The organism is Desulfuromonas sp. KJ2020, assembly GCF_024197615.1.
In the GTDB taxonomy this organism is placed as follows: domain Bacteria; phylum Desulfobacterota; class Desulfuromonadia; order Desulfuromonadales; family SZUA-540; genus SZUA-540.
Window position 1 is genome coordinate 492316 of sequence record NZ_JAKUKE010000003.1, and the last position, 22957, is coordinate 515272.

The following is a 22957-nucleotide window of genomic DNA, read 5'->3' on the forward strand; positions in this document are numbered from 1 at the left end:
GTTGCATGAATATCCTTGTTTTTACGGACTCCAGAAGTTCTCTGAACAGCATCCGTCCTGAGGCCGAGATGTTTATTCATTTTGCCAAAATGGGGCATCAGGTCACCATTCTCACCGGCAAGGACTCTGAATACGGCCGTATATACCAGTCTCATGGCATCCGGGTTGTCGATTGCCAGCCCCGCAAAAAGATTTCCTGGAGGGCCATCCAAACCGTGCGGGAGGAGCTGAAGCGTACAAGGTACGACATCCTTTATGCTACCAATTCCAAATCAATTCCCAATGGCGCTTTTGCCGCCATCGGGTCAGATGTCAAGGTCGTCACCTATCGTGGTACAACGGGTGGGCTTTACCGCCATGATCCTTCGGCCTATCTGACCCACCTGCATCCTCGCGTGGACGGTATCGTCTGTGTTTCCGAGGCGGTGCGGGAAGATATGCGGCGGCGGGTCTGGAAAAACAGAGACAAGGTGGTGGCGATCCACAAGGGACACAACCTCGCCTGGTACGATGTGCCGTCCGCCGATCTGGCAGAGTTCGGGATCACCTCACGGGATTTTGTCGTCATCTGCGCCGTAAATGCCCGCCCCAGCAAGGGGGTTCCCGTCCTGCTGCAGGCAGCCGATCAATTGGCTGACATCGCCAATCTGCACGTGCTGCTGGTGGGTAAAAATATGGAGGGTTACCGTGACCTTATTTCCCGGAGTCGCATGGTGGATCGCATCCATGTGACGGGATATCGTCAGGATGTGCCAGCTCTGATCACCGCCAGTGACGTACTCGTGCAGCCATCCATCAGCGGGGAAGGGCTGCCGCGGGCCGTCATGGAGTCCATGGGATGTGGCACGCCGCCAATCATCACCACGACGGGGGGCGGCAAAGAGGTGGTCGAAAATGGCGTGACCGGCTTTGTTGTGCCGACGCATGACCCGGAGTCCATAGCGGCTAAAGTCCGTGAGCTTTACGAGAAACCGGAATTGCTCAAGGATATGTCCAGACGATGCCGGGAAAAGATAGGAAGCGATCTCTCCTGTCAACGCACGGCGGAGCACTATCTTGCGTTCTTTCAATCACTGCTTGCGGGCCAGGCAGCTCGGTCTGAACAGTGACTTTAGTCCTCGCCGATTGGATATGAAATGGTCATGACCAAAAAACGCTACCTGATGTACGGCTCCCAACTCTACGCCTTGGCCATTCTACGGCCCCTGCAGAATGCCATTATAGAGCGTGGGGATGAGGTGGCCTGGTTCTTTGATGGACCAGGGGCTGAGCATCTGCAGGCGCACGAGCGCCACCTGCAAAGCGTGGAAGAGGTCAAAACGTTCGACCCGCAGGCGGTATTTGTGCCCGGCAACGTTGTACCTGACTTTTTTCCCGGCATCAAGGTGCAGGTCTTCCATGGCCTCGCCACAGACGATACCGGCAAAAAGGGACACTACCGTATTCGTGGCTTTTTCGACCTGTACTGCACGCGGGGGGATGAAGAAACCTGCCGTTTTCAGCAATTGGCCGAAAAATATAAACATTTTCGCGTCGCCCAGACCGGTTGGCCCAAGCTCGATCCCTTATTCTCCGAAACGCAAGACGCCGATCTGCGCACCCAAGTCGGTATCGATGTCAAACAGCCGGTGGTGCTCTACGGCTCCACCTTCAGTCCCTCGCTGACTTCAGCACCTTATCTGTATGAGACAATCCGCCAGCTTTCCCAGCAGGGGGATTTTTTCTGGCTGGTGACGCTTCATCCGAAAACAGACCCGGAGCTGGTAGCCCGCTATCGGGGGCTTGCCGGTAAAAACCTGCGCTTCTTTGAAAGTCACCAGGATATCATGCCGCTGCTACGTGCGGCGGATGTCATGCTCTGCGATACGTCCTCCATTGCCATTGAATTTCAGATGCTCGACAAACCCTTGGTTACTTTCCGGGCCAAGTGTCCAGGCCACCAGCAGATCGATGTACACGCGTGCGAAAAGGTGGAAGCGGCGCTGAAAAAGGCACTCCAGCGACCAGAAGAGCTTATGAAAGCGACGCGGGAATTTACTCAGTCGCTGCATCCTTGGAACGATGGGCGGTCGAGCCAGCGTGTTTTGGCGGCGGTCGACCAGTATCTTGCCCGCGGCAGAGCAGGGTTGAAATCGAAACCCCTCAACCTGCTGCGCAAATGGAAAATGCGCAGAAAATTGGGATATTACCGTCTATTTTGACAGACTTTTACTTTGCGAGGAGATCGTCATGCTTAATGGCAAATCCATTTTGGTTACCGGCGGAACCGGGTCTTTTGGTAAAAAATTTACCGAAACCATCCTGACCCGCTACCCGGAGATAGAGCGCATCGTGGTTTTTTCAAGGGACGAGCTCAAGCAATTCGAAATGTCCCAAGAATTTCCCCCCGATAAATATCCCCAAATTCGTTATTTTATTGGCGATGTCCGGGATCGTGATCGTTTGCAGCGCGCGATGGAAGGAATCGACATTGTTGTTCATGCTGCAGCTCTTAAGCAGGTTCCTGCCGCCGAGTACAATCCCTTTGAGTGTATAAAGACCAACGTCATGGGGGCACAGAATGTGATAGAGGCCTGTCTCTCGAGCCAGGTGAAGCGGGTTGTCGCCCTGAGCACCGACAAGGCTGCTGCTCCCATCAACCTCTACGGTGCCACCAAACTCTGCTCTGACAAGCTTTTTGTAGCCGCCAACAACATGAAGGGCAAGAGGGATTTGAAGCTTTCCGTGGTACGCTATGGCAATGTCATGGGGAGCCGGGGAAGCGTGATCCCATTTTTCCTGAACAAGCGCAGTGATGGGGTTTTGCCGATTACCGATACCGCCATGACCCGGTTCAATATCTCACTTGAAGAAGGTGTTGCGCTGGTTCTTAAGGCCCTTGAGATCATGTGGGGCGGCGAGATATTCGTGCCTAAGATTCCCAGCTACCGTATTACCGATGTGGCTGAAGCGATCGGCCCAAACTGCCGCCAGGAAATCGTTGGTATCCGCCCGGGCGAAAAGCTGCATGAAGAGATGGTTACTGAGACAGATGCGATTAATACCATCGAGTTCAAAGATTATTTTGTTATTCTTCCTGCCATGCGGCTTTGGGATGTCGATGCCTTTATCAAGTCATTCGATGGAAAGCGTTGCTTGGCCGGTTTTGCCTATAATAGCGGGACAAACACAGACTGGTTGGACGTTGGGCAGTTGCGCGAACTGATCCGCCAGCATGTCGATCCGAGTTTTGAGGTTTAGCGAAAATGAACCAGAAGCGTTTAATCCCTTATGGCCGCCAGGATATCAGCGAGGATGATATTGAGGCTGTTGTCCAGGTCTTACGTTCGGACTGGTTGACTCAAGGGCCAGCTGTGGAAAACTTCGAGAAGGCCATCGCGTCGTATTGTGGTGCACGTTACGCTGTGGCGGTATCTAACGGCACTGCGGCCCTTCATCTGGCTGCATTGGCCGCGGGTTTTGGTCCGGAAGATGAGGTGATTACCTCACCGATTACTTTCGTAGCGTCGGCTAATTGTATTGCCTATACAGGGGCAAAGCCGGTATTTGCCGACATTGACCCTCGCACCTATTGTGTCAACCCTGCGCAAGTCCGTAACAAACTGACATCAGCAACCCGTGGTATCATACCGGTTCATTTTGCTGGTCAACCCTGTGATATGGAAGCGATTTATAGCATTGGCCGTGAAAAAGACCTCGTCATTATTGAGGATGCAGCGCATGCGATAGGGGCCTGTTATGAAGTCGATGGTCATGTGTACAAAGTAGGCTCTTGCGCACATAGCGACATGACTATTTTCTCTTTTCATCCCGTCAAGCATATGACTACAGGGGAGGGGGGAGCGATTACCACAAATAGCCCGGAGCTTTATGAGAAACTTCTTCTTCTTCGAACGCACGGAATAACGAAAGATTCAGCAAAGCTTCAGAGGGACGAGGGGGCTTGGTACTATGAGCAGCAAACCCTCGGCTATAACTATCGTATCACCGACATGCAATGTGCCTTGGGTTTATCCCAGCTGAAGAGGCTTGATATTTTTGTGGAAAGGCGCAGGGAAATTGCACAGACCTATAGCAAAGCTTTCAGAATACATAGTAGCCTGATAATACCTTTTGAACGCCCCGGTAGCCATTCTTCCTGGCATCTTTACATGCTGGGGTTCAAAGGATTTGATCGTAGAGAAGTCTTTGATCAGCTTCGGGCAAAGGGACTGGGTGTAAATGTTCACTATATTCCTGTTACCTGGCAACCCTTCTATCAGGTCAATTATGGGACAGCGCTTGGCGATTGCCCTGTTGCAGATAAGTATTATGCTGGCATCGTGACCTTGCCTTTGTTTGCATCCATGACAAAAGATGATGTGGATTACGTGATTCATGCTGTTCTTGATATCGTAAAGGAACCAGTTTGATGAAAACGGTTGCCATCATTCAGGCCCGCATGGGGTCGGTCCGTTTACCGGGAAAGGTCCTGATGCCAATCCTGAATCAACCTCTTCTGAAATTGCTTATCGATCGAGTTCGATGCGTTGGAAAAATTAGCAGGATTGTTGTCGCTACTTCCCTGAATCGCTGTGACGACCAGATTGAAGAATTCGTGAAAGGCATTGAAGGGATTGTTCTTTTCAGAGGAAGCGAGAAGGATGTTCTCTCCCGTTTTGTTGGAGCCGCAAAGTTAGTAAACGCAGAAATTATAATTCGGATTACCGCTGACAATCCCTTCTTTGACTGCAAACTTGCCGACCTGGCTATTATGAAGTTCAGATCGGGGGAATTCGATTATCTTTCGACACCAGGTTATCCTCTTGGGGTCGGTATAGAGGTCTTTTCCGCGGAGGCTTTATTTGAGGCTGATAGAGAGGCCTTTGATCCCTATGACCGTGAACATGTCACCCCCTATTTTTATCGAAATCCAAGTTTATTCAAGCTTGCTGAAATGAGATGTCCCGAGGATCTTTCTCATCTCCGATTGACTGTCGATACCCCTGAAGATATGGAGCGAGCGAAGAGTTTATTCGTGCGTTTTGGGGTCGATGTGACCTTTCGTGAGGTCGTCGATGCCAAAGACTGATTTAACATTGGGTGCTGCCCAGTTGGGAATGGCTTATGGTATTGCCAACCACCGTGGGAAGATGGGCGATGATGAAGTTTTTGAATTTTTAGATGAGGTTTATCATTTAGGCATCGAAAAGATTGATACTTCTCCAGCCTATGGGGATAGCGAGCAACTCATCGGCCGCTTTTTAAAACAAAGCGGGAGGAATATCAAACTCGTAACCAAGCTGCCGCAGCTTGGTTTCTCTTCTCCTGCGAAAACGGATCAACTAGCCCCTCGCGTAAGGGCGGCACTCGAATCTTCGCTTAAAACCCTCGAAGTGGCAGCAGTTGAGGACTATCTCATTCACTCTGAAGAAGATTTTATCCTTCATGGTGAGGCCTTGGTTGAGGCGTTACGTTGCTGCAGACAAGAAGGTTTAGTGCGGCGGATCGGGGTATCTGTCTATACACCAGAGGCAGCCTTGAAAGCACTTGACCTTGGTATGGATTCGATTCAACTCCCCTGCAATATTCTGGATCGCCGATTTGACAAAGTCGATTTCTTTACAGCTGCCCTTAGTCGGTCCATGATGGTCTATGCCCGCAGTATTTATTTGCAGGGACTGCTGTTGTTGCCCCTGGAAAAAATACTTGGATGGCTTCCTGATGCCGAAAAACCCTTATGTCAATTCCGTGATCTTGCGCATGACCTTGGGCGACCTTTGGCTGAACTTGCTTTTGTTTATATGCGTGACAAGTACGGTGTCGACAGTCTTGTGGTTGGTATGGAGTCGGTAGAGCAAATCCATGCGAACCTGAAGCTTTTGGAGGCTCCCGGTTTGGATGAGGGTGTTTTGCAAGTCATCAATACAGTGTTCGCAAACGTCCCAATCCACGTCTTGAATCCTTCACTTTGGAAAAGAATATGAATTCATCACTTTTCGATCTTTCCGGCAAGGTGGTTCTTATCACCGGCGCTACGGGACATTTGGGCAAGGCTATGAGTGAGGGTCTTGCTGAATGCGGGGCTACCCTGGCAATATGTTCCACGAAACTTGAGAAAGCAGTGAATCATGCCGCTTTTCTCACGGAGAAATATTCAATAAAAGCAGAAGGATTTCAACTTGATCTTTCGGAATACGCCTCCATCTCGAAAGCAATCGAAAGTGTCGTTAAAAATCTTGGCCGTTTGGATTGTCTTGTCAATAATGCCTGCTTTGTCAAATTCAATGATATGGACTCGATTTCTCCTGAGGAGTGGAGACATGGTCTCGAAGGAGGCGTTTCCAGCCCTTTCTTTTTGATGCAGGCTTGTCTGGAGCACCTTGAAAAATCCAAAGGGAACATTATCAACGTGAGCTCCATGTACGGGATGGTGGCACCTAAGCCGCAAAATTATGCGGACACGCCTTTTGGAAGCGCCATCAACTACGGGGCCGCCAAAGCGGCATTGTTGCAAGTAACCCGATATGCCGCTGTTTATCTTGGTCCACGGGGCATTCGTGTCAATGCTGTCAGCCCCGGCCCATTCCCAACACCATCAGTTCAGGAAAACGCCCTTTTTAAGGAAAGGCTTGAGGGTAATGTTCCCTTGGGTCGGCTGGGACATCCTGATGAAATAATGGGTGCTGTTGTGTTTCTCGCGTCGAATGCGGCATCCTATGTCAATGGACACAATCTTGTTGTTGATGGCGGTTGGACCGCCTGGTAGTCATGAATTCTTCTCTATCTAAAAGAGTTGCCATTCGGGTTGATGCGTCAATTCAGATAGGCAGTGGACATGTCATGCGCTGCCTGACTCTTGCTGATACACTTAGCAGGCAAGGGGCTGCTATCGTTTTTGTCTGCCGTGAGCATGCAGGAAATCTTTGCGGATTAATCGAAAAACGGGGGTTCAAGGTCTTGAGGCTGCCGAGACGTGATGATGTCGACTCTTTTGCCTGGAATCGCCATGCTCGATGGCTCCAAACCACCCGTGAAACGGATGCTCAGGAGACCCTTGCAGCGCTACATGATTATTGTCCTTTAGATTGGCTGATCGCGGATCATTATGCTTTAGACGCCGAGTGGGAAAGGTGTTTTCGAGACGTTGTCGGTGGGATCATGGTTATTGATGACTTGGCAGACCGCCCTCATGATTGTGATCTTCTGCTCGACCAGAATTTATTTTTAGATCAGGAGAACCGATACCAGAACCTGCTTCCTGATGATACATTGAAGTTTCTGGGTCCTCGCTACGTCCTGTTGAGAGATGAATTTCGGCGAATTAAATCAAAAGTTAGGGCTCGCCCTGCACAATTCCAAAGGGTCTTGGTGTTCTTTGGGGGGATGGATCCAGGAAATCTTACCTCGCGTGTATTGCCGCCGCTTTATTCACTGGAGATCCCGGAAATCTGTGTTGACGTTGTCGTTGGCCAGACTAATCCCCACTGTGAGGAGGTCAGGTCTATGTGCAGGTCGTTACCCGGTTGCCATTTTCACTGTCAGATTGATAATATGGCAGAGTTGATGGTAAAAGCGGATCTGGCTATTGGTGCAGGAGGAACGGTTGGGTGGGAACGTTTGTTTCTCGAACTTCCTGCCATCGCAATAGCGACCGCCTTCAACCAAGTGCATGGTTTGGAAGTGGTTCATCAGCATCGAGCATTATACTATCTTGGAAAAGAGGACGAGATCTCTGATAAGGTACTCATCGCTGCACTTCAGTCGGTGCGTCGTGGAGAGATTTCGTTCAACTTTCCACCTGTCGCTGACAAGACAAATGAGGTTGTTGCAAAAATAATGAGTGAATAAAATATGCTAGTGATCACGAATTATGGCGTTACTCTTCGTGAAGTCACCGAGGGTGACCTTGAGACACTGCGCACATGGCGGAACGACCCAGAAATAAGCCGCTTCATGGTGACCCAGGATCATATAACTCCTGAAATGCAAAATAAATGGTTTGAAACAACCAGGTTAAGAGGAGATGTTAATTTTATTATAAATTACGAGGGCCTAGATATTGGATTCATAGGCCTGAAGTTGGTCGATGTAAAAGAAAAATTATATAATCCCGGTGTTTACTTTGCCAATACTAATTATCAAAACTCCCATATCCCTTTTATGGTAGCTTTTTGTTTTTGGGATTTTATTTTTGAAAATTATCCGGATATAAAAATTAAAACGACCGTTTTAATTTCAAATAAAAGAGCTATGCGCTTTAATAAGGCATTAGGTTACGAAGAAATTAAAAATAACAATGATGGTCAATTTTTAGAAATGCAATTGTGCTCTATTGATTATCAACAGGCTGCCGAAAAGATTAAAAGAGTTTTTCTGAAAAACAATTAACCCTTATCCCTTATTTATGGAGGTGTCATGAACAAAGCGGGTTTTTATGAACAGTTGGATGATGTTTTGAATCTTGAACCTGGAACCGTCGAAGGTGATGAAAAGCTTGAAGACTTTGATATGTGGGACTCTTTGGGAGTTGTTACCTTCATTGCCCTGATGGACGAACACCTTGAGGTTACTCTTAGTCCTGAAGCCATTTCAAAAGCCGAAACTGTTGCTGACCTTTTGGCATTGGTAGCCGATAAACTCGAAGATTAGTCGTTGGGATATTGAATCATGAGTGAATCTGCTTTTCAGGGCGTTCGTATTGCGGCGGTTGCTGCTGCAGTTCCAGAGCAATTGAGGAACTTGGATGATGATGCGGTACTTTTTGGTCGTGATGAAGTCGAAAAAGTCGCGGCTAGCACTGGGGTGAGGCAACGTCATTACAGTAAAAATCTCTGTACAAGTGATCTCTGTGAGGCTGCCGCTAAGAGACTTTTTCAAGAAAACAGTGCTCTGAAGGAAGAAGTCGACACCCTGGTATTTATTTCTCAAACATCTGACTACCCGTTGCCTGCTACCAGTTGTATCCTTCAGGAAAGACTCGGTTTGCCAAAAAGCTGTGCGTCTTTTGACGTTAACCTGGGTTGCTCTGGTTATGTCTATGGCCTTTGGCTAGCCTCCAGCCTTATTGCTAGTGGTGCTGCACGAAAGGTTCTTCTCCTAGTGGGCGATACGAGTTACCGACTCTGCTCTCCGCAGGATCGTTCGGTTGCCTTATTGTTTGGGGATGCAGGTACCGCCACTGTTCTGGAAAAAAGCTCGCAAGTCACTTCTAGCCACTTTGTTCTGGGTACAGACGGCAGCGGGGCTCATCATCTCAAGGTAGCTGCTGGTGGAAGCCGGCTTCCAATGGCAGACGAATGTCGCCAGCGTACCGAACATGAGGGGGGCAACTGGCGTTCTGAGGCAGATCTGTACATGAATGGGGCTGAGGTTTTTGCCTTCACGCTGAGGACTGTGCCTGCCCTCATGAAGACTCTGTTTGCCTTGTCTGGGAAAACGCCTGAGGATGTGGATGCCTATGTGTTTCACCAAGCCAATAAGTTTATGCTGGAACATTTATCCAAGCGGATGAAACTCCCGGCAGATAAAGTTGTTTTGGCTATGCAAGACTATGGAAATACCAGCTCGGCCTCTATCCCGCTGGCCATGGTAACACATCTGCGAGAGCGGCTTAGAAATGAAACCCTGGATCTTGCCTTGGCTGGCTTCGGAGTGGGCCTCTCTTGGGCTGGGGCTATTTTGCCCTGCGGCCCTATGATCATTCCGGATCTCGTTACGGTGCCTTCCGACCAACTCAAATGAACCATTATGTTAACCCTGGTGAATTCAAAAGAGTGCCTAAAGGGATTGTCCATAGGGCAAGTTGTGGAGACAACAAATGAAAGCAAAAATATCCGCTATTGAATATGCTCTTCCTTCCCAAGTGTTGACCAGTGAAGATTTGGCTCGGGAGTATCCCGATTGGTCTGTCGAAAAAATTGAGGAGAAGACGGGCATTGCGAAGCGTCATATAGCGGGTGATAAACAATGTGCTTCCGACTTGGGGGTTGAAGCAGCGAAGAAGTTGTTTGCCGAAGGAACCTGTTCGCCTGATAGCATCGATTACCTTATTTTCTGCACCCAAAGCCCCGATTATTTTCTGCCGACCACGGCATGTGTCATTCAGGATCGTCTTGGCTTGCCGACTTCAGCGGGTGCCATTGATTTTAATCAGGGGTGTTCGGGTTTTATTTATGGTCTTGGTTTAGCCAAGGGTTTGATTGAGACAGGCCAGGCAAGGCAGGTTTTGCTGATTGCTGCTGAGACCTACAGCAAGTTTATTCATCCTGGTGATAAAAGCGTCAGGACGCTTTTTGGTGATGCTGGAACGGCTACCCTCATAACTGCCGTTGATTCAAAAAAAGAGACAGTGGGTCCATTTGTTTACGGAACTGACGGACGTGGAGCAAAGAATCTTATCGTCCATAGCGGTGGGTTGAGGCTACCCAAAAATGTCGATACCGCTAAGGTGGAAGAAGACAGCCATGGAAACTTACGCTCCAAAGACAACCTTTACATGAATGGTCCTGAAATCTTCACTTTCACTCTTCTTTCAGTTCCCAGGATGGTGAATGCCCTGCTTAAAAAATGTCAAATTGACCTGGACCAGGTTGATCTGTTTGTTTTCCACCAGGCTAACCGCTTCATGTTGGAGAGTTTGAGGAAAAAGCTGAAAATTTCTGAGGAAAAATTTGTACTTGCCTATGAGGAGTTTGGAAATACGGTTTCATCGACTATTCCTATTGCTTTGCACGAGGCCCAGAAGAGGGGACAGCTGAAAGAGGGTATGCGCGTGATGCTAGTTGGTTTCGGTGTTGGTTACTCGTGGGGCGCCACCATTATCGAATGGTGATAGAAAGAAATAGATTTTTCAAAAGAGATCACTTAAAGGCAAACACTATGTATATAGGGGACAGAGAGATAGGGCAGGGAACGGCCCCATTTATTATTGCTGAAATGTCGGGGAACCATAATCAGTCTCTGGATAGAGCTCTCCAGATTGTCGAGGCTGCAGCAGCGGCTGGAGCTCATGCTCTTAAGCTTCAAACATATACTGCGGACACTATGACCCTCGATATTTCTGAAGGGGAGTTTTTTCTTGCTGATCCCAATGGCTTATGGAACGGGAGGTCTCTCTATGATTTGTATCAGGAGGCCCATACTCCCTGGGAATGGCATGGGCCAATTTTTAATCGTTGTCGCGACCTTGGTATGATCTGTTTCAGTACTCCCTTTGATGCGACATCGCTGGATTTTCTTCAATCGCTGGATGCGCCAGCTTATAAAATTGCCTCCTTTGAGAATATCGATTTGCCTTTGATCCGCAAGGTCGCGGCCACGGGGAAGCCGATTATTATGTCAACAGGTATGGCTACACTGGCTGAGTTGGATGAAGCGGTTTCTGCTGCCAGAGAAGTCGGGTGCAGGGATCTTATTCTACTGAAGTGCACCAGCAGTTATCCATCTTCGCCTGAGAACACGAACATCACAACGATCCCCCATATGCGCCAAATGTTCAGATGTGAAGTGGGGTTGTCTGATCATACCATGGGACTGGGTGTCGCTGTCGCCAGTGTTGCTCTAGGTGCCAGTGTGATAGAAAAGCATTTCACCTTAAGCCGGGCTGAAGGGGGTGTCGATGCAGCCTTCTCCCTTGAACCCGCTGAAATGAAAGCTCTGGTTGTGGAATCCGAGAGAGCGTGGAAGGCTTTGGGAGAAGTCTCATACGGACCTACCGAGCAGGAAAAAAAATCTGTGGACTACCGACGATCTTTGTATTTTACCGCCGATGTGAGATCTGGAGAGGTCCTGACGGAAGAGGTTGTTAGAGCTATTCGCCCCGGACTCGGCCTCCCCCCTAAATACTTTGACAATGTTGTGGGACGTAGGGCGGCCCGTGACATCAAGCGGGGAACCCCTGTTTCCTGGGATCTTTTAGCCTAAATTATTTCTGGGTGTCCTTTGAATTTCCGTGCTGTTGCGCTTGTTAAGTCCCCCCTTCAATTGATGAATGCGATAGAGGCCTGTTCCACGTTTAAGATGCCTCTCTGTGATTGCTTGCTTGTTCTAATGGCTGACCGCAAAAGTCTTCCGCAGCTTTGTTCTCTCATCAATCAAACCCCCGACTGGGGCGGCATTCTACCATTGGCGAACGCCGGCATAAACCCTGCATTGGCTGAGGAGCAAGGCAACTCTTTTATACGTCATCCTCTTTGGGGGAATGATCTTTTTGGAATCATTAAGTTGCGCAACCTCGCGCAGTGCCTCGGCCAATTGGATTTTGTTTTTATTGGTGACTTGGGAAACCCGATGATGAGGCATTTTTCTCAGATCGCGGAAGCGAGAGAACTCGTTGTCTTGGATGATGGTGTCGCAACTCTTCAGTTTGTACAGTGGAGAAATGCCGCTAAATGGGGGACAGACAGAAGACGCCTTAAAAAACAGGCTGGTCTTTTTTTAAAGAGACATGTACTGGGCTTAAAGGATGGCTTTCCGCAGCGACTGACTTTTTATTCCGTTTACGATGTTCATGTTCCTGAACATGATCGGTTGGTAAAAAATTCTTACGATTATCTTCGCAGCCGAGCAGAGGCAAAGACGCCTGATAATGGCATCTATTTTCTTGGAGGACCCTTAGTCGAAGCGAAGATTCTGAGTGAATATGAATATTTTTGGCATCTCAGAAAGGTTGAGGAGTATTTCTCCGGAAGTAAGATTGTTTATGTGGCCCACCGGAGGGAGTCTGCCGAGCGTGTCAATCGCATTGGCCGCTCGTTAGGGTGGGAACCCCGTCTTTTTGACTATCCGATAGAGTTTCAGTTGGCGGTAGTTGGCCAGAGACCCGAAGCGCTGGCATCTTTCATTTCTTCGGCTTTGGAAAACTGTAAAGCGATTTTCGGTTCGCTTTTGCCCATATATTCATTCCGGTTTGCACCTGAAAAATTTCTTTTAAATGGGACCCCCCGAGGGCATGGAATTCAGACACTATTTGATCGCTATGAATCTTTGTCGGATGAGTATTTCAAGGTTATTAAATTGAATTCTTAAGATGCCTGAGACTATAATTTTTCTTATATGCAGAGTATGGCTGGATAGATACTATAATGATATCAGTTGGTACCGCTGATCTTCCCTAGATTGCTTCGTCCAATCTGTGTTGAACCTCTTCTTTGCTTATACGCATCATCGCCTCCGGATTCCTGACCCGCTTGCCCCAGCGCAGCTCTTCCACGCCTTTGCCATATTCCGCTTTAATTGCCTCAGGATATCTGTTCACCGTCAGTTCGCGGTGACAATAGGGGCCGGTGCGCTCGGGGTTCGAGGTGGCGTAGAGGCCGATGACTTTCTTCCCCAGGGCGTTGGCCATGTGGGCCGGGCCGGTGTCGGGGGCGATGACGACTGCGGCTTTATCGAGCACGGCGAGCATCTGTTTGAGAGTGGTGCGGCCCACCAGATTGACGGGGGTGTGACGGCAGGCAGTGACGATAGCCTCGGCATAGGCTTTTTCGTTGACGGCCGGCCCTCCCGTCAGCACAGTGTGTAGACCATGGGTCTCAAAGGCGTGATTGATAACAGCGGCGTAGGACTCCACGCTCCAGTTGCGCCAGTTGCGGGCACGCACGCTGGAGCAGGGATTGATGACCAGAAAAGGTTCGTCAGGTAGCATCCTGTCGGCGGACTCTCTGGCTTCCGGGGGGATGGGGATATCCCAGCATAAGGTGCCGGGCTCCAACCCGAGCGCCTTGGCAAATTCCAGAAAACCGTCCAGAACATGCTGGCGTTTCAGGGGGGCAATGCGGGCGTTGGTAAAGAGCCACTGTCCGTTGGTGGCGCGGGCGCGGTCGAAGCCCAGGCGGATGTCGGCGCTGATCAACAGGCTGGCCAGGCTGGCCCGCAAGGCGGCCTGCATGTGCAACAGCACGTCGAAGCGCCTGTTTTTAAGTTTTTTGTGCAACTCCCGGTAGGCCTTCAGGCCTTGGGACTTGTCAAAAATGATAAATTCGACGCCGGGGATGTCGTTGACCAGGCTCGCTTCGGTCTTGCCAATAACCCAGGTTATGTGACATTGTGGCCAGTGCTGCTGCAGGGTTCGCAGGGTCGGCAGCACATGGGTGACATCGCCCAGGGCGGACAAACGTAAAATACAGAGGCTCTTCGGGGGAGCCGATAATGGCAGGGATAATGACATCTGAACTGGATCCTCGCATCGTCAGAAGTGGAAATCGGCACATTCTATACGATGCCGTGCGGATTGCAAAGCCTTCCGACGACATTTTCAGTCCCGAAAAGCTTGCCGCGGGCGGCTTTCTGGTTGGCAAAGCTCTCGGCCGGGGCGAAGCCTATTTTCTTCGCTTTCAAGGGCAGGATTGGGTGCTGCGGCATTACCGTCGCGGCGGTCTGGTCGCCAAACTCTTTCACGACCATTATTTGGGAGTGAACCCGGAACATTCCCGCGCCTGGCGGGAGTGGCGTCTGCTGGCGGCGCTCTACGCCCAGGGTCTCCCGGTGCCCCGCCCGGTGGCGGCGCGGGTTGTCACCGGCCTGGGCGTCTACCGGGCGGACCTGATCACCGAACGCATCGCCCAAGCCCGCACCCTGGCCGACCGGCTCAAAAATGGCCCGCAACCGGAAGCCGTCTGGCTGGCCGTCGGCCGCTGTATCCGGAAATTTCACGACGCCGGTGTCTTCCACGCCGATCTCAACGCCAACAATATCATCTTTGATGGACAAGGACAGGTCTTCCTCATCGATTTCGACCGGGGTTGCTTCCGCGCATCCGGTTCATGGCAGCAGCGCAACCTGGCTCGCCTGCAGCGTTCTCTTAAAAAAATCCAGGTCTGTCACTCCGAGTTCCAATTCAATGACAAAGATTGGCGGCTGCTCCTGCAGGGATACGCGGATACCTCTTCTTGAAAGAGGATATTCTTGTTATTTCCCTTGGAAATCGCTATAGTTAAGCGTCTTTTGCCCGTTAATTGAACCTTGACCCATGAGACCGCTGCATGCCTGAAGATCTTATCTCGACCAAAATCAACGAACACCTGAGCGGCCATATGCGCACCATGGAAAAGGTGGTGCAGCAGATGGTCCCCGATATCCGGCGCTGCGCCCTGACTCTTATCGACGCCATGCGCCGGGGCAATAAGCTGCTGGTCATGGGAAACGGCGGTTCCGCCGCCGACGCCCAGCACATGGCGGCAGAATTCGTCGGGCGTTTTCTGCGCAACCGCAAGGCCCTGCCGGCTGTCGCGCTGACCACTGACACCTCAATCCTGACCGCTGTCGGCAACGATTTTGGCTTTGACGAGGTGTTCAGCCGGCAGGTCGAAGCGCTCGCCATGCAGGGTGATGTCGTCCTCGGCATTTCCACCAGCGGTCAGTCGTCCAATGTTCTAAAAGCTCTTACTCTCGCGCGGGAGCATGGTTGTACGACGATGGCTCTGGCCGGCAAAGACGGCGGTCCCATGGCCCAGGCGGTGGATCTGGCCCTGGTTGTTCCCGCTGCTCACACCCCCTTTATTCAGGAAGCCCACCTGACCATCATTCACATCCTTTGTGACCTGGTCGAGGAGGCGCTTTGCACCCCTACGGAAAGCGCATAGAACGGCATGAACTACGGCGAAGTCGAAAAGCTGCTGGAATCCTTTGAAAATTTATCCATCCTGGTGGTCGGCGACCTGATGCTCGACGAGTATCTCTGGGGCAGATCCGACCGCATTTCACCGGAAGCGCCGGTTCCCATAGTGAACATCACAGGGGAAGACCTGCGCCTGGGCGGGGCTGGCAACGTGGCCAACAATCTGTTGTCCCTCGGCTGCCGGGTTCGCGTCGCCAGTGTTCTCGGAGAGGATGCCGATGGTCGCAGGCTGCAGGAACTGCTGCAGGCACGCCGCATCGAGGTCGATGGTCTGGTCTGGGACTCGGGCCGGACCACCAGCCGCAAAAGCCGTATCCTCGCCAGCAACCAGCAGATGCTGCGCATCGATCGCGAGGTCTGTACCCCCATCTCTGCCGCCGACGAGGAACGTCTGCTGGCGAAAGTCCGACAGATGCTGCCCGACGTGCAGGGGATTCTGCTGTCCGACTATCTCAAAGGCGTCCTCACGGAGAAGGTCGTTCAGGAAATCATCGCCCTCGGCCTAGCGGCCGCTCTTCCCGTGGTCATCGATCCTAAGGGCACCGATTACCGCAAGTACCGCGGCGCCACTTTGCTGACCCCCAATCGCAAAGAAACCCAGCTGGCCTCGGGGATTCCTATGGTCGACGAGTCGAGCCTGCGCCGGGCGGGTCGGCAGCTTTTCGACGAGCTGGAACTGGAGGCCCTGGTAGTGACCCGCAGCGAAGAGGGGATGACTCTCTTTCTTCCAAACGGTCAGGAAGAGCACTTTCCCACTCTGGCCCGCGAGGTCTTCGATGTCTCCGGGGCCGGTGACACCGTTCTCGCTTCTCTTGGTGCCTGCCTGGCCGCCGGGGTGTCCGTCAACCAGGCCGCCCGTCTGTCGAATCTGGCGGCCGGCATCGTCGTCGGCAAGGTTGGCACATCCACTGTCTCGCCCGAAGAGATTCTTGAAGAACTGTCCCACCAGCACAAGGATAGCGATCTCAAGATCCGCAGCGCCGCCTCCGTCAAGCGTCTGCTCGAAAGCGAGCGCCAGAAGGGTCGCGCCATCGTCTTCACCAACGGCTGTTTCGACCTGCTCCATGTCGGGCACGTCAAGTACCTGCAGAAAGCCAGACGCCTGGGGGATCTGCTGGTCTTGGGCCTTAACTCCGACGCCTCCATCCGCCGCCTCAAGGGTCCCAAGCGTCCCCTCATCGATCAGGACGAACGCGCCCATATCCTCGCCGCCCTCGACTGTATCGACTACGTCGTTATCTTCGATGAAGACACGCCCCTCGAACTCATCCGCGAAGTCCGTCCCCATATCCTTGTCAAAGGGGGCGACTACCAGGCCGACCAGGTCGTCGGCAAGGATGTCGTTGAAAGCTATGGCGGCCGCGTCGAACTCATTACCTTCGTTGACGGCAAGTCCACGACCAATATTGTTGAAAAAATTTTGCAGGCTTATCAGGACTAAATCATTGAACCACCAAGCCACGAAGACACCAAGTAAATTAATTCCAGAAAAGACAGATAAAATCGCTGCATCAATTGTTGATGCCGCTTTTTCTATTCACTCCAAATTGGGGCCGGGTCTTCTTGGAAATGTCTATGAAGCCTGCCTTGCTCATGAACTGCTGAAAAGAAAACTAGTTGTACAAAGGCAGGTCTCTCTTCCCGTCGTGTATGATGGAATCAGGCTCGATGCGGGTTTCAGGCTGGATATAGTAGTTGAAGATCAGATAGTCATAGAGCTGAAAGCTGTAGAAAAAATTCTTCCAGTGCATGTTTCTCAATTGCTTACCTACCTCAAGCTTTCCAGCCATAGACTGGGTTTTCTCATAAATTTCAACACCCCTTTGATAAAACATGGCATTACCCGATTGGCTCTTTAGCTTTTCTTGGTGCCTTGGCGTCTTGGTGGTGAAAAGGAATTGTTTTTATGGTAAGAGCCGTTTTTCTCGACCGTGACGGCACCATCAATGTCGAGAAGGATTATCTGCACCGCCTTGAAGACTTCGAATTTATCCCCGGGGCGATTGAGGCCATCAAACGTTTGAAGGAGTCGGGGTTTCTCATCGTGGTGGTGACCAATCAGTCGGGTATCGCCCGCGGCTACTTTACCGAGGACGACGTTAACCGGCTCCATGCCCATCTGCAAAAAGAGCTGGCCCGCTACGGCACCGGTGTCGATGCTTTCTATTTTTGCCCCCATCATCCCGACTTCGGTACGAAGGCAGGGGAGGGTGACTGCAATTGCCGCAAGGGTAAGCCGGGAATGCTGCTGCAGGCGGCAACGGACTGGAATATCGACCTGACCGCGTCTATCATGATTGGCGACAAACACGCCGACCTCGAAGCAGGTCGGGCCGCAGGTTGCTATACCATCCTGGTGCGCACGGGGTATGGCGAAGAAGAGTTGAAAAAAGGGGCCGGGAAAGTGGCTGATGAGGTGGCGGAAAACCTGTTGGTTGCCGCTCAATATGTCTTGGGGCATGGACAGTGAACTGTGAAGTATGAAGTGTGAACGAATAGATCACCCATACTCAGGAGTTTATAAATGAAACTGCTCGTCACCGGCGGGGCTGGCTTTATCGGCTCGGCGGTTATCCGTCATGTTATTCAGAATACGGACGACTCCGTCGTCAACGTCGATAAACTGACCTATGCGGGCAATCTGGAATCCCTGGTCGCTGTCAGCAGCAGCGACCGCTATGCCTTTGAGCAGGGCGACATTTGCCACCGCGCCGAACTGGACCGAATCTTTGCCCAGTACCAGCCCGACGCCGTAATGCACCTGGCGGCTGAAAGTCATGTCGACCGTTCCATCGATGGCCCAGCCGCTTTTATCGAGACCAATATTGTCGGCACCTATACCCTGCTTGAAGCGGCGCGGTCCTATTGGCTGAGTCTTGATGAAGCCCGCAAACAGGTTTTTCGCTTTCATCATATTTCCACAGATGAGGTCTATGGCGATCTGCCGCACCCGGATGAAGACCCCAACGCCAAGGCCATGTTGTTTACGGAATCCACTTCCTATGCGCCCAGCTCACCCTATTCGGCCAGCAAGGCCAGTTCCGACCATCTGGTTCGTGCCTGGCGCAGAACCTATGGACTGCCAACTCTGATTACAAACTGTTCCAACAATTACGGGCCTTACCATTTTCCTGAAAAGTTGATCCCTCATATCATTCTGAATGCTCTGCAGGGCAAGCCTCTGCCCGTGTATGGTAAGGGGGATCAGATCCGCGATTGGCTTTATGTTGAAGACCACGCACGGGCTCTTTATAAAGTGGTGACCGAAGGCAAGGTTGGTGAGACCTATAATATCGGTGGGCACAATGAAAAACAGAATCTCCAGGTCGTGCATACCCTTTGCGAAATGCTGCAAGCACTGAACCCCCGATCAGGTCAATACACGGATTTGATCACCTTTGTAAAAGACCGCCCCGGACATGATCGGCGCTATGCCATTGATGCCAGCAAGATTGAAAATGAGCTAGGCTGGAAGCCGCAAGAAACATTCGAAAGTGGCATGCGTAAAACGGTGCAATGGTATTTAGATAATGAGGCATGGTGGCAACGAGTACTTAACGGTGCCTATCGGTTGGAACGACTTGGGCATTAGATAGAGGTATTTCACTTGACTTCAGCAAAACGAAAATTGGCTCTACTTGGCGCGAATGGCATGTTAGCCACGGCGATTAAAAAACTGGCACCGATAAATTGCCAAATACAATCCTACGATTTGCCTGATTTCGACATAACCAACCGGACACAGGTTCTTGCTCTGCAGGACAGTGTCCCTGACATTATTCTCAACTGCGCCGCCTATACCAACGTTGATGGTTGTGAGACTCAACATGAATTGGCCATGCAGGTTAATGGCGAAGGGCCTGGGCTATTGGCCCAGTTGGCGTCAGCGATAGATGCCGTGTTGGTGCATGTGTCCACGGACTTTGTCTTCTCCGGGGATAAAAGGGAACCCTACCACGAAGAGGACCCCACCGGGCCCCTGTCTGTCTATGGCCAGAGCAAATTTCTTGGCGAGCAGAGAATCATCGAGTCCGGCTTGAAGAAGTATTTCATTGTCCGCACCAGTTGGTTATATGGCCTTGGCGGCAGCAATTTTGTCGAGACCATGATTCGTCTGGCTAAAGAACGTACAGAGCTCAAAGTGGTCGACGACCAGCGGGGGACTCCGACCTGGACCGATGATCTGGCCGAGGCAATCTTCACACTATTGACCTTAGTTGACGCTCCTCACGCCTCACCCCTCACCCCTCCCAGCCCCTACGGTCTTTACCATTTTTCCAACGAAGGCGCATGTAGCTGGTATCAGTTCGCGGCGGAGATTATAGCTCAAGCGTCTAAGTCCGAAAGTTTGAAAGTTGAAAACATTCTGCCAATTCCAACAGAAGAATATCCCTTGCCAGCCCATAGACCGAAGTATTCCGTACTGTCAAAAGAGAAGTATAAGGTGGCGACAGGAATGCAGGTTCCGGAGTGGCGGGAGAGTTTGCGGAAATATTTTGGGGATAGAACACATAGGGTTTAACAGGGATAAAAGAGATGAACAGGATAAAGCAAAGATCTTGTTCTGGGATTTGACCCCATCCCCTGTATCCCTCGCATCCCTGTAATAATTTTCAGGAGGTTCAGGTGACTGGAATCAAAAAAGGTATCGTGCTCGCCGGTGGGGCCGGTACACGGCTTTACCCGCTGACCCTGATCGCCAGCAAGCAGCTGCAGCCGGTTTACGACAAGCCGATGATTTATTATCCCCTGGCCACGTTGATGACGGCAGGCATCCGGGATATTCTCATCATCTCCACCCCTCTGGATACGCCGCGTTTCAGGGAACTTCTGGGCGACGGCTCCCGGTTTGGGATACGCCTGTCCTATGCGGTACAGCCCGAACCCAAGGGCATTGCCCAGGCTTTTCTGGTCGGGGAGGATTTTATCGCTGGAGACCCGGTCTGCCTGATCCTTGGAGACAATATTTTCTATGGAAAAATGGGACTGGATCGCATTGTTCAGGATTTTTCCTCAGGAGCTCGTGTATTCGGATATCCCGTGGCTGATCCTGAGCGCTATGGGGTGGTTGAATTTGATAAAGACGGCCAGGTTCTGAGCATTGAAGAGAAACCTCCAAAGCCCAAATCCCACTATGCCGTTCCCGGGCTCTATCTCTTCGATGGTAAGGTGTCCGAGCTGGTTCGTCTCCAGAAGCCCTCTACACGGGGGGAGCTTGAAATCACCGACCTCAATATGGCATACCTGCGCCGAGGCGAACTGGCCGTGGAAAAACTCGGGCGTGGTATCGCCTGGTTGGATACCGGCACCCACACGAGCCTGCTCGAAGCCAGTCATTTTATCGGCACCTTGGAAGCACGCCAGGGACTCAAGATCGCCTGCCTCGAAGAAGTCGCCTTCATGAAAGGTTTTTTGACCCGTACGGAGATGGAAAAAGTCATCGCCCAAACCCCCATGTCGAGTTATCGGGAGTATCTGGAAAGGGTGGTAAGGGACGAGTGTTAAGTGTTAAGTCCCTAAATCTTGAAACTTAAAACCTGAAACTTATGCCATGAACGTAATCCAAACCGAAATCCCCGACGTCTTAATCCTCGAACCCCAAGTCTTTGGCGACGAACGGGGGTTTTTCTATGAAAGTTACAACGAACGCGTTTTCCGCGAGGCAACGGGTTTGGAGGTTTCGTTCGTGCAGGACAACCATTCCCGCTCGGTACATGGGGTTCTGCGCGGCCTGCACTATCAATTACCTCCGGCGGCCCAGGGCAAGCTTGTGCGTTGCACCGTCGGTGAAGTGTTCGATGTGGCGGTGGATATCCGTCAAAGTTCGGCCAGCTTCGGCAAGTGGGTGGGGGTGTGTCTTTCTGCCGAGAACAGAAGGCAACTGTGGATTCCAGAGGGGTTCGCCCATGGATTTCTGGTGGTGTCCGAAGTAGCCGAGTTTCTTTATAAGACAACGAACTTTTATGCTCCTGCTCTGGAAAGAACCATTCGGTGGGATGATCCCGAACTGAAAATTGACTGGCCGTCAACTGGCACGAATCCTGTGCTGGCACCAAAAGACATGCTCGGCAAAAGTGTATCTGAGGTTGAGGTGTTTGCCTGAAAGAGAAAGCCCGCTTCTCCTTGTCCCATCAGGAAAAACCTGATTGACCCTCTCCCTCTTTTGGCCTACCATGCCCCATTCTGTAGCAAGGAGGCAGGCTTATTCGTATCGCGGTTATCCACGACTGGCTGGTCGTCAATGCCGGTGCTGAAAAGGTCCTTGAACAGATCCTCCGGATCTATCCCGAGGCGGATCTTTTCGCCACGGTTGATTTCCTGCCCCAACAAGACCGGGCTGTCATTCTTCATAAAAAGGTGCAGACCACTTTTATTCAAAAGCTCCCGCTGGCCCGCCAACATTACCGCCACTATCTGCCACTGATGCCTCTGGCCATCGAGCAGCTTGACCTCTCCGCCTACGATCTGGTGATCTCCAGTTCTCATGCTGTGGCCAAAGGGGTCATTACCGGGCCGGACCAGGTGCATGTCTGCCTCTGTTATTCTCCCATGCGCTATGCCTGGGATCTGCAGCACCAGTATCTGCGCGAAAGCGGGTTGACCACCGGGATCAGAAGCTGGGCCGTTCGCGCCATGCTGCACCGCCTGCGACAATGGGATTATCGAACCGCCCAAAACGTGGATCACTTTATTGCGATTTCCCAGTTTGTGCAGCGCCGCATCTGGAAGGCGTATCGACGTGAATCGACGGTCCTCTATCCGCCGGTGGATACCGATTATTTCACCCCCGGGGCACAGAAAGAAGATTTTTACTTCACCGCCTCGCGGCTGGTGCCCTACAAGCGCATCGACCTGATTGTGGAGGCTTTCAAGCAGTTGCCCGATAAAAAGCTGGTGGTCATCGGCGATGGGCCGGAGATGGGGAAAATCAGGGAAAAGGCCGGCCACAACGTCCAGCTCCTCGGCCATCAGCCCAAAGAGGTGCTCAAAGACCATCTCCAGCGGGCCAGGGCTTTTATCTTTGTGGCGGAAGAAGATTTCGGCATCGCCCCTTTAGAGGCGCAGGCCTGTGGTACACCGGTCATTGCCTTCGGCAAGGGCGGTACCCTGGAAACACTTCGGTGCACCGAGGCAGAGGCAGAGCGGCCGACCGCCGTCTTTTTTCAGCAGCAGGAGGCCGCTTCCCTGCTGGGGGCGCTGGAAACGTTCGAACAGAAATGCGCCGCCTTTCAGCCCGCAAATTGTCGACAAAACGCCCAGCGCTTTTCCGTCGGGTCTTTTGTTGAACAGTTTCGTAATCTTGTTATTGATATTCAACGGCGTGATGGACCCGCCTGACCGTTCAGGAATCGTATTACC

Annotated in this window: 26 protein-coding genes; 24 read left to right on the forward strand and 2 right to left on the reverse strand. The window is 51.5% G+C overall.

Going from position 1 to position 22957, the window contains the following annotated elements; all coding sequences use genetic code 11:
* Positions 1–5 precede the first annotated feature (5 nt).
* The 14 genes from MJO47_RS10590 (at position 6) to MJO47_RS10655 (ending at position 13008) form a co-directional block, all read left to right on the forward strand.
* On the forward strand, positions 6–1109 hold the full coding sequence (locus MJO47_RS10590; protein WP_253961095.1) for a glycosyltransferase family 4 protein: 1104 nt from the start codon (positions 6–8) through the stop codon (positions 1107–1109).
* Positions 1110–1142: 33 nt separating this feature from the next.
* Positions 1143–2201, forward strand: a complete 1059-nt coding sequence (locus MJO47_RS10595; RefSeq protein WP_253961096.1) for a CDP-glycerol glycerophosphotransferase family protein — start codon at positions 1143–1145, stop codon at positions 2199–2201.
* Between the two features lie 28 nt (positions 2202–2229).
* Entirely contained in the window at positions 2230–3240 is a 1011-nt protein-coding gene (gene pseB / locus MJO47_RS10600; protein ID WP_253961097.1) for a UDP-N-acetylglucosamine 4,6-dehydratase (inverting), read from the forward strand.
* Between the two features lie 5 nt (positions 3241–3245).
* Entirely contained in the window at positions 3246–4412 is a 1167-nt protein-coding gene (pseC, locus tag MJO47_RS10605; protein ID WP_253961098.1) for a UDP-4-amino-4,6-dideoxy-N-acetyl-beta-L-altrosamine transaminase, read from the forward strand.
* Positions 4412–5071, forward strand: coding sequence for a glycosyltransferase family protein (locus tag MJO47_RS10610; protein WP_253961099.1), 660 nt, complete (start codon positions 4412–4414; stop codon positions 5069–5071). Before pseC ends, MJO47_RS10610 begins: the two co-directional genes overlap by 1 nt.
* Positions 5058–5966: an aldo/keto reductase gene (locus tag MJO47_RS10615; protein WP_253961100.1), complete on the forward strand. Its 909-nt coding sequence runs from the start codon at positions 5058–5060 to the stop codon at positions 5964–5966. The genes MJO47_RS10610 and MJO47_RS10615 overlap by 14 nt, the downstream gene beginning before the upstream one ends.
* Positions 5963–6748 carry an SDR family NAD(P)-dependent oxidoreductase gene (locus tag MJO47_RS10620; protein ID WP_253961101.1) on the forward strand — a complete coding sequence of 262 codons (786 nt, stop codon included), beginning with the start codon at positions 5963–5965 and terminating at the stop codon, positions 6746–6748. Before MJO47_RS10615 ends, MJO47_RS10620 begins: the two co-directional genes overlap by 4 nt.
* Positions 6749–6750: 2 nt before the next feature.
* Positions 6751–7830, forward strand: a complete 1080-nt coding sequence (gene pseG, locus MJO47_RS10625) for a UDP-2,4-diacetamido-2,4,6-trideoxy-beta-L-altropyranose hydrolase (RefSeq protein ID WP_253961102.1) — start codon at positions 6751–6753, stop codon at positions 7828–7830.
* 3 nt (positions 7831–7833) lie between these two features.
* Complete coding sequence (locus tag MJO47_RS10630; RefSeq protein WP_253961103.1) at positions 7834–8370, forward strand: GNAT family N-acetyltransferase; 537 nt, start codon at positions 7834–7836, stop codon at positions 8368–8370.
* Between the two features lie 27 nt (positions 8371–8397).
* Positions 8398–8631: an acyl carrier protein gene (locus MJO47_RS10635; RefSeq protein ID WP_253961104.1), complete on the forward strand. Its 234-nt coding sequence runs from the start codon at positions 8398–8400 to the stop codon at positions 8629–8631.
* Positions 8632–8649: 18 nt separating this feature from the next.
* Entirely contained in the window at positions 8650–9723 is a 1074-nt protein-coding gene (locus tag MJO47_RS10640) for a 3-oxoacyl-ACP synthase III family protein (protein ID WP_253961105.1), read from the forward strand.
* A gap of 76 nt (positions 9724–9799) precedes the next feature.
* Positions 9800–10813: a 3-oxoacyl-ACP synthase III family protein gene (locus MJO47_RS10645; RefSeq protein ID WP_253961106.1), complete on the forward strand. Its 1014-nt coding sequence runs from the start codon at positions 9800–9802 to the stop codon at positions 10811–10813.
* A 47-nt stretch (positions 10814–10860) separates the two neighbouring features.
* On the forward strand, positions 10861–11904 hold the full coding sequence (gene pseI / locus MJO47_RS10650; RefSeq protein WP_253961107.1) for a pseudaminic acid synthase: 1044 nt from the start codon (positions 10861–10863) through the stop codon (positions 11902–11904).
* A gap of 18 nt (positions 11905–11922) precedes the next feature.
* Entirely contained in the window at positions 11923–13008 is a 1086-nt protein-coding gene (locus tag MJO47_RS10655; RefSeq protein ID WP_253961108.1) for a hypothetical protein, read from the forward strand.
* An 85-nt stretch (positions 13009–13093) separates the two neighbouring features.
* Here MJO47_RS10655 and MJO47_RS10660 read toward each other — a convergent pair whose 3' ends face one another.
* The gene (locus tag MJO47_RS10660) at positions 13094–14149 is read right to left on the reverse strand and encodes a glycosyltransferase family 9 protein (RefSeq protein ID WP_253961109.1); all 1056 of its coding nucleotides are present in this window, start codon (positions 14147–14149) and stop codon (positions 13094–13096) included.
* Between MJO47_RS10660 and MJO47_RS10665 the strand changes: the two genes are divergently transcribed.
* The 9 genes from MJO47_RS10665 to rfbC all read left to right on the forward strand — a co-directional run bounded on the left by MJO47_RS10665 (position 14143) and on the right by rfbC (position 21701).
* Entirely contained in the window at positions 14143–14874 is a 732-nt protein-coding gene (locus MJO47_RS10665; protein WP_253961110.1) for a 3-deoxy-D-manno-octulosonic acid kinase, read from the forward strand. The genes MJO47_RS10660 and MJO47_RS10665 overlap by 7 nt on opposite strands.
* A gap of 104 nt (positions 14875–14978) precedes the next feature.
* A complete protein-coding gene (gene gmhA, locus MJO47_RS10670; RefSeq protein WP_371926695.1) occupies positions 14979–15563 on the forward strand; it encodes a D-sedoheptulose 7-phosphate isomerase in 585 nt (194 codons plus the stop codon).
* A 6-nt stretch (positions 15564–15569) separates the two neighbouring features.
* Positions 15570–17039, forward strand: coding sequence for a bifunctional D-glycero-beta-D-manno-heptose-7-phosphate kinase/D-glycero-beta-D-manno-heptose 1-phosphate adenylyltransferase HldE (gene hldE / locus MJO47_RS10675; protein WP_253961111.1), 1470 nt, complete (start codon positions 15570–15572; stop codon positions 17037–17039).
* Between the two features lie 4 nt (positions 17040–17043).
* Positions 17044–17457: a GxxExxY protein gene (locus MJO47_RS10680; RefSeq protein ID WP_253961112.1), complete on the forward strand. Its 414-nt coding sequence runs from the start codon at positions 17044–17046 to the stop codon at positions 17455–17457.
* A 47-nt stretch (positions 17458–17504) separates the two neighbouring features.
* On the forward strand, positions 17505–18068 hold the full coding sequence (gmhB, locus tag MJO47_RS10685) for a D-glycero-beta-D-manno-heptose 1,7-bisphosphate 7-phosphatase (protein WP_253961113.1): 564 nt from the start codon (positions 17505–17507) through the stop codon (positions 18066–18068).
* A 54-nt stretch (positions 18069–18122) separates the two neighbouring features.
* Complete coding sequence (gene rfbB, locus MJO47_RS10690) at positions 18123–19190, forward strand: dTDP-glucose 4,6-dehydratase (protein ID WP_253961114.1); 1068 nt, start codon at positions 18123–18125, stop codon at positions 19188–19190.
* Positions 19191–19205: 15 nt separating this feature from the next.
* The gene (gene rfbD / locus MJO47_RS10695) at positions 19206–20120 is read left to right on the forward strand and encodes a dTDP-4-dehydrorhamnose reductase (RefSeq protein ID WP_253961115.1); all 915 of its coding nucleotides are present in this window, start codon (positions 19206–19208) and stop codon (positions 20118–20120) included.
* A 104-nt stretch (positions 20121–20224) separates the two neighbouring features.
* A complete protein-coding gene (gene rfbA, locus MJO47_RS10700) occupies positions 20225–21103 on the forward strand; it encodes a glucose-1-phosphate thymidylyltransferase RfbA (protein ID WP_253961116.1) in 879 nt (292 codons plus the stop codon).
* A gap of 46 nt (positions 21104–21149) precedes the next feature.
* A complete protein-coding gene (rfbC, locus tag MJO47_RS10705; protein WP_253961117.1) occupies positions 21150–21701 on the forward strand; it encodes a dTDP-4-dehydrorhamnose 3,5-epimerase in 552 nt (183 codons plus the stop codon).
* 65 nt (positions 21702–21766) lie between these two features.
* On the opposite strand, the gene MJO47_RS10710 is transcribed toward rfbC, so the two are convergent.
* Complete coding sequence (locus tag MJO47_RS10710; protein ID WP_253961118.1) at positions 21767–21949, reverse strand: hypothetical protein; 183 nt, start codon at positions 21947–21949, stop codon at positions 21767–21769.
* Between the two features lie 6 nt (positions 21950–21955).
* Between MJO47_RS10710 and MJO47_RS10715 the strand changes: the two genes are divergently transcribed.
* Entirely contained in the window at positions 21956–22936 is a 981-nt protein-coding gene (locus tag MJO47_RS10715) for a glycosyltransferase (RefSeq protein ID WP_253961119.1), read from the forward strand.
* The last annotated feature ends 21 nt before the right edge of the window (positions 22937–22957 follow it).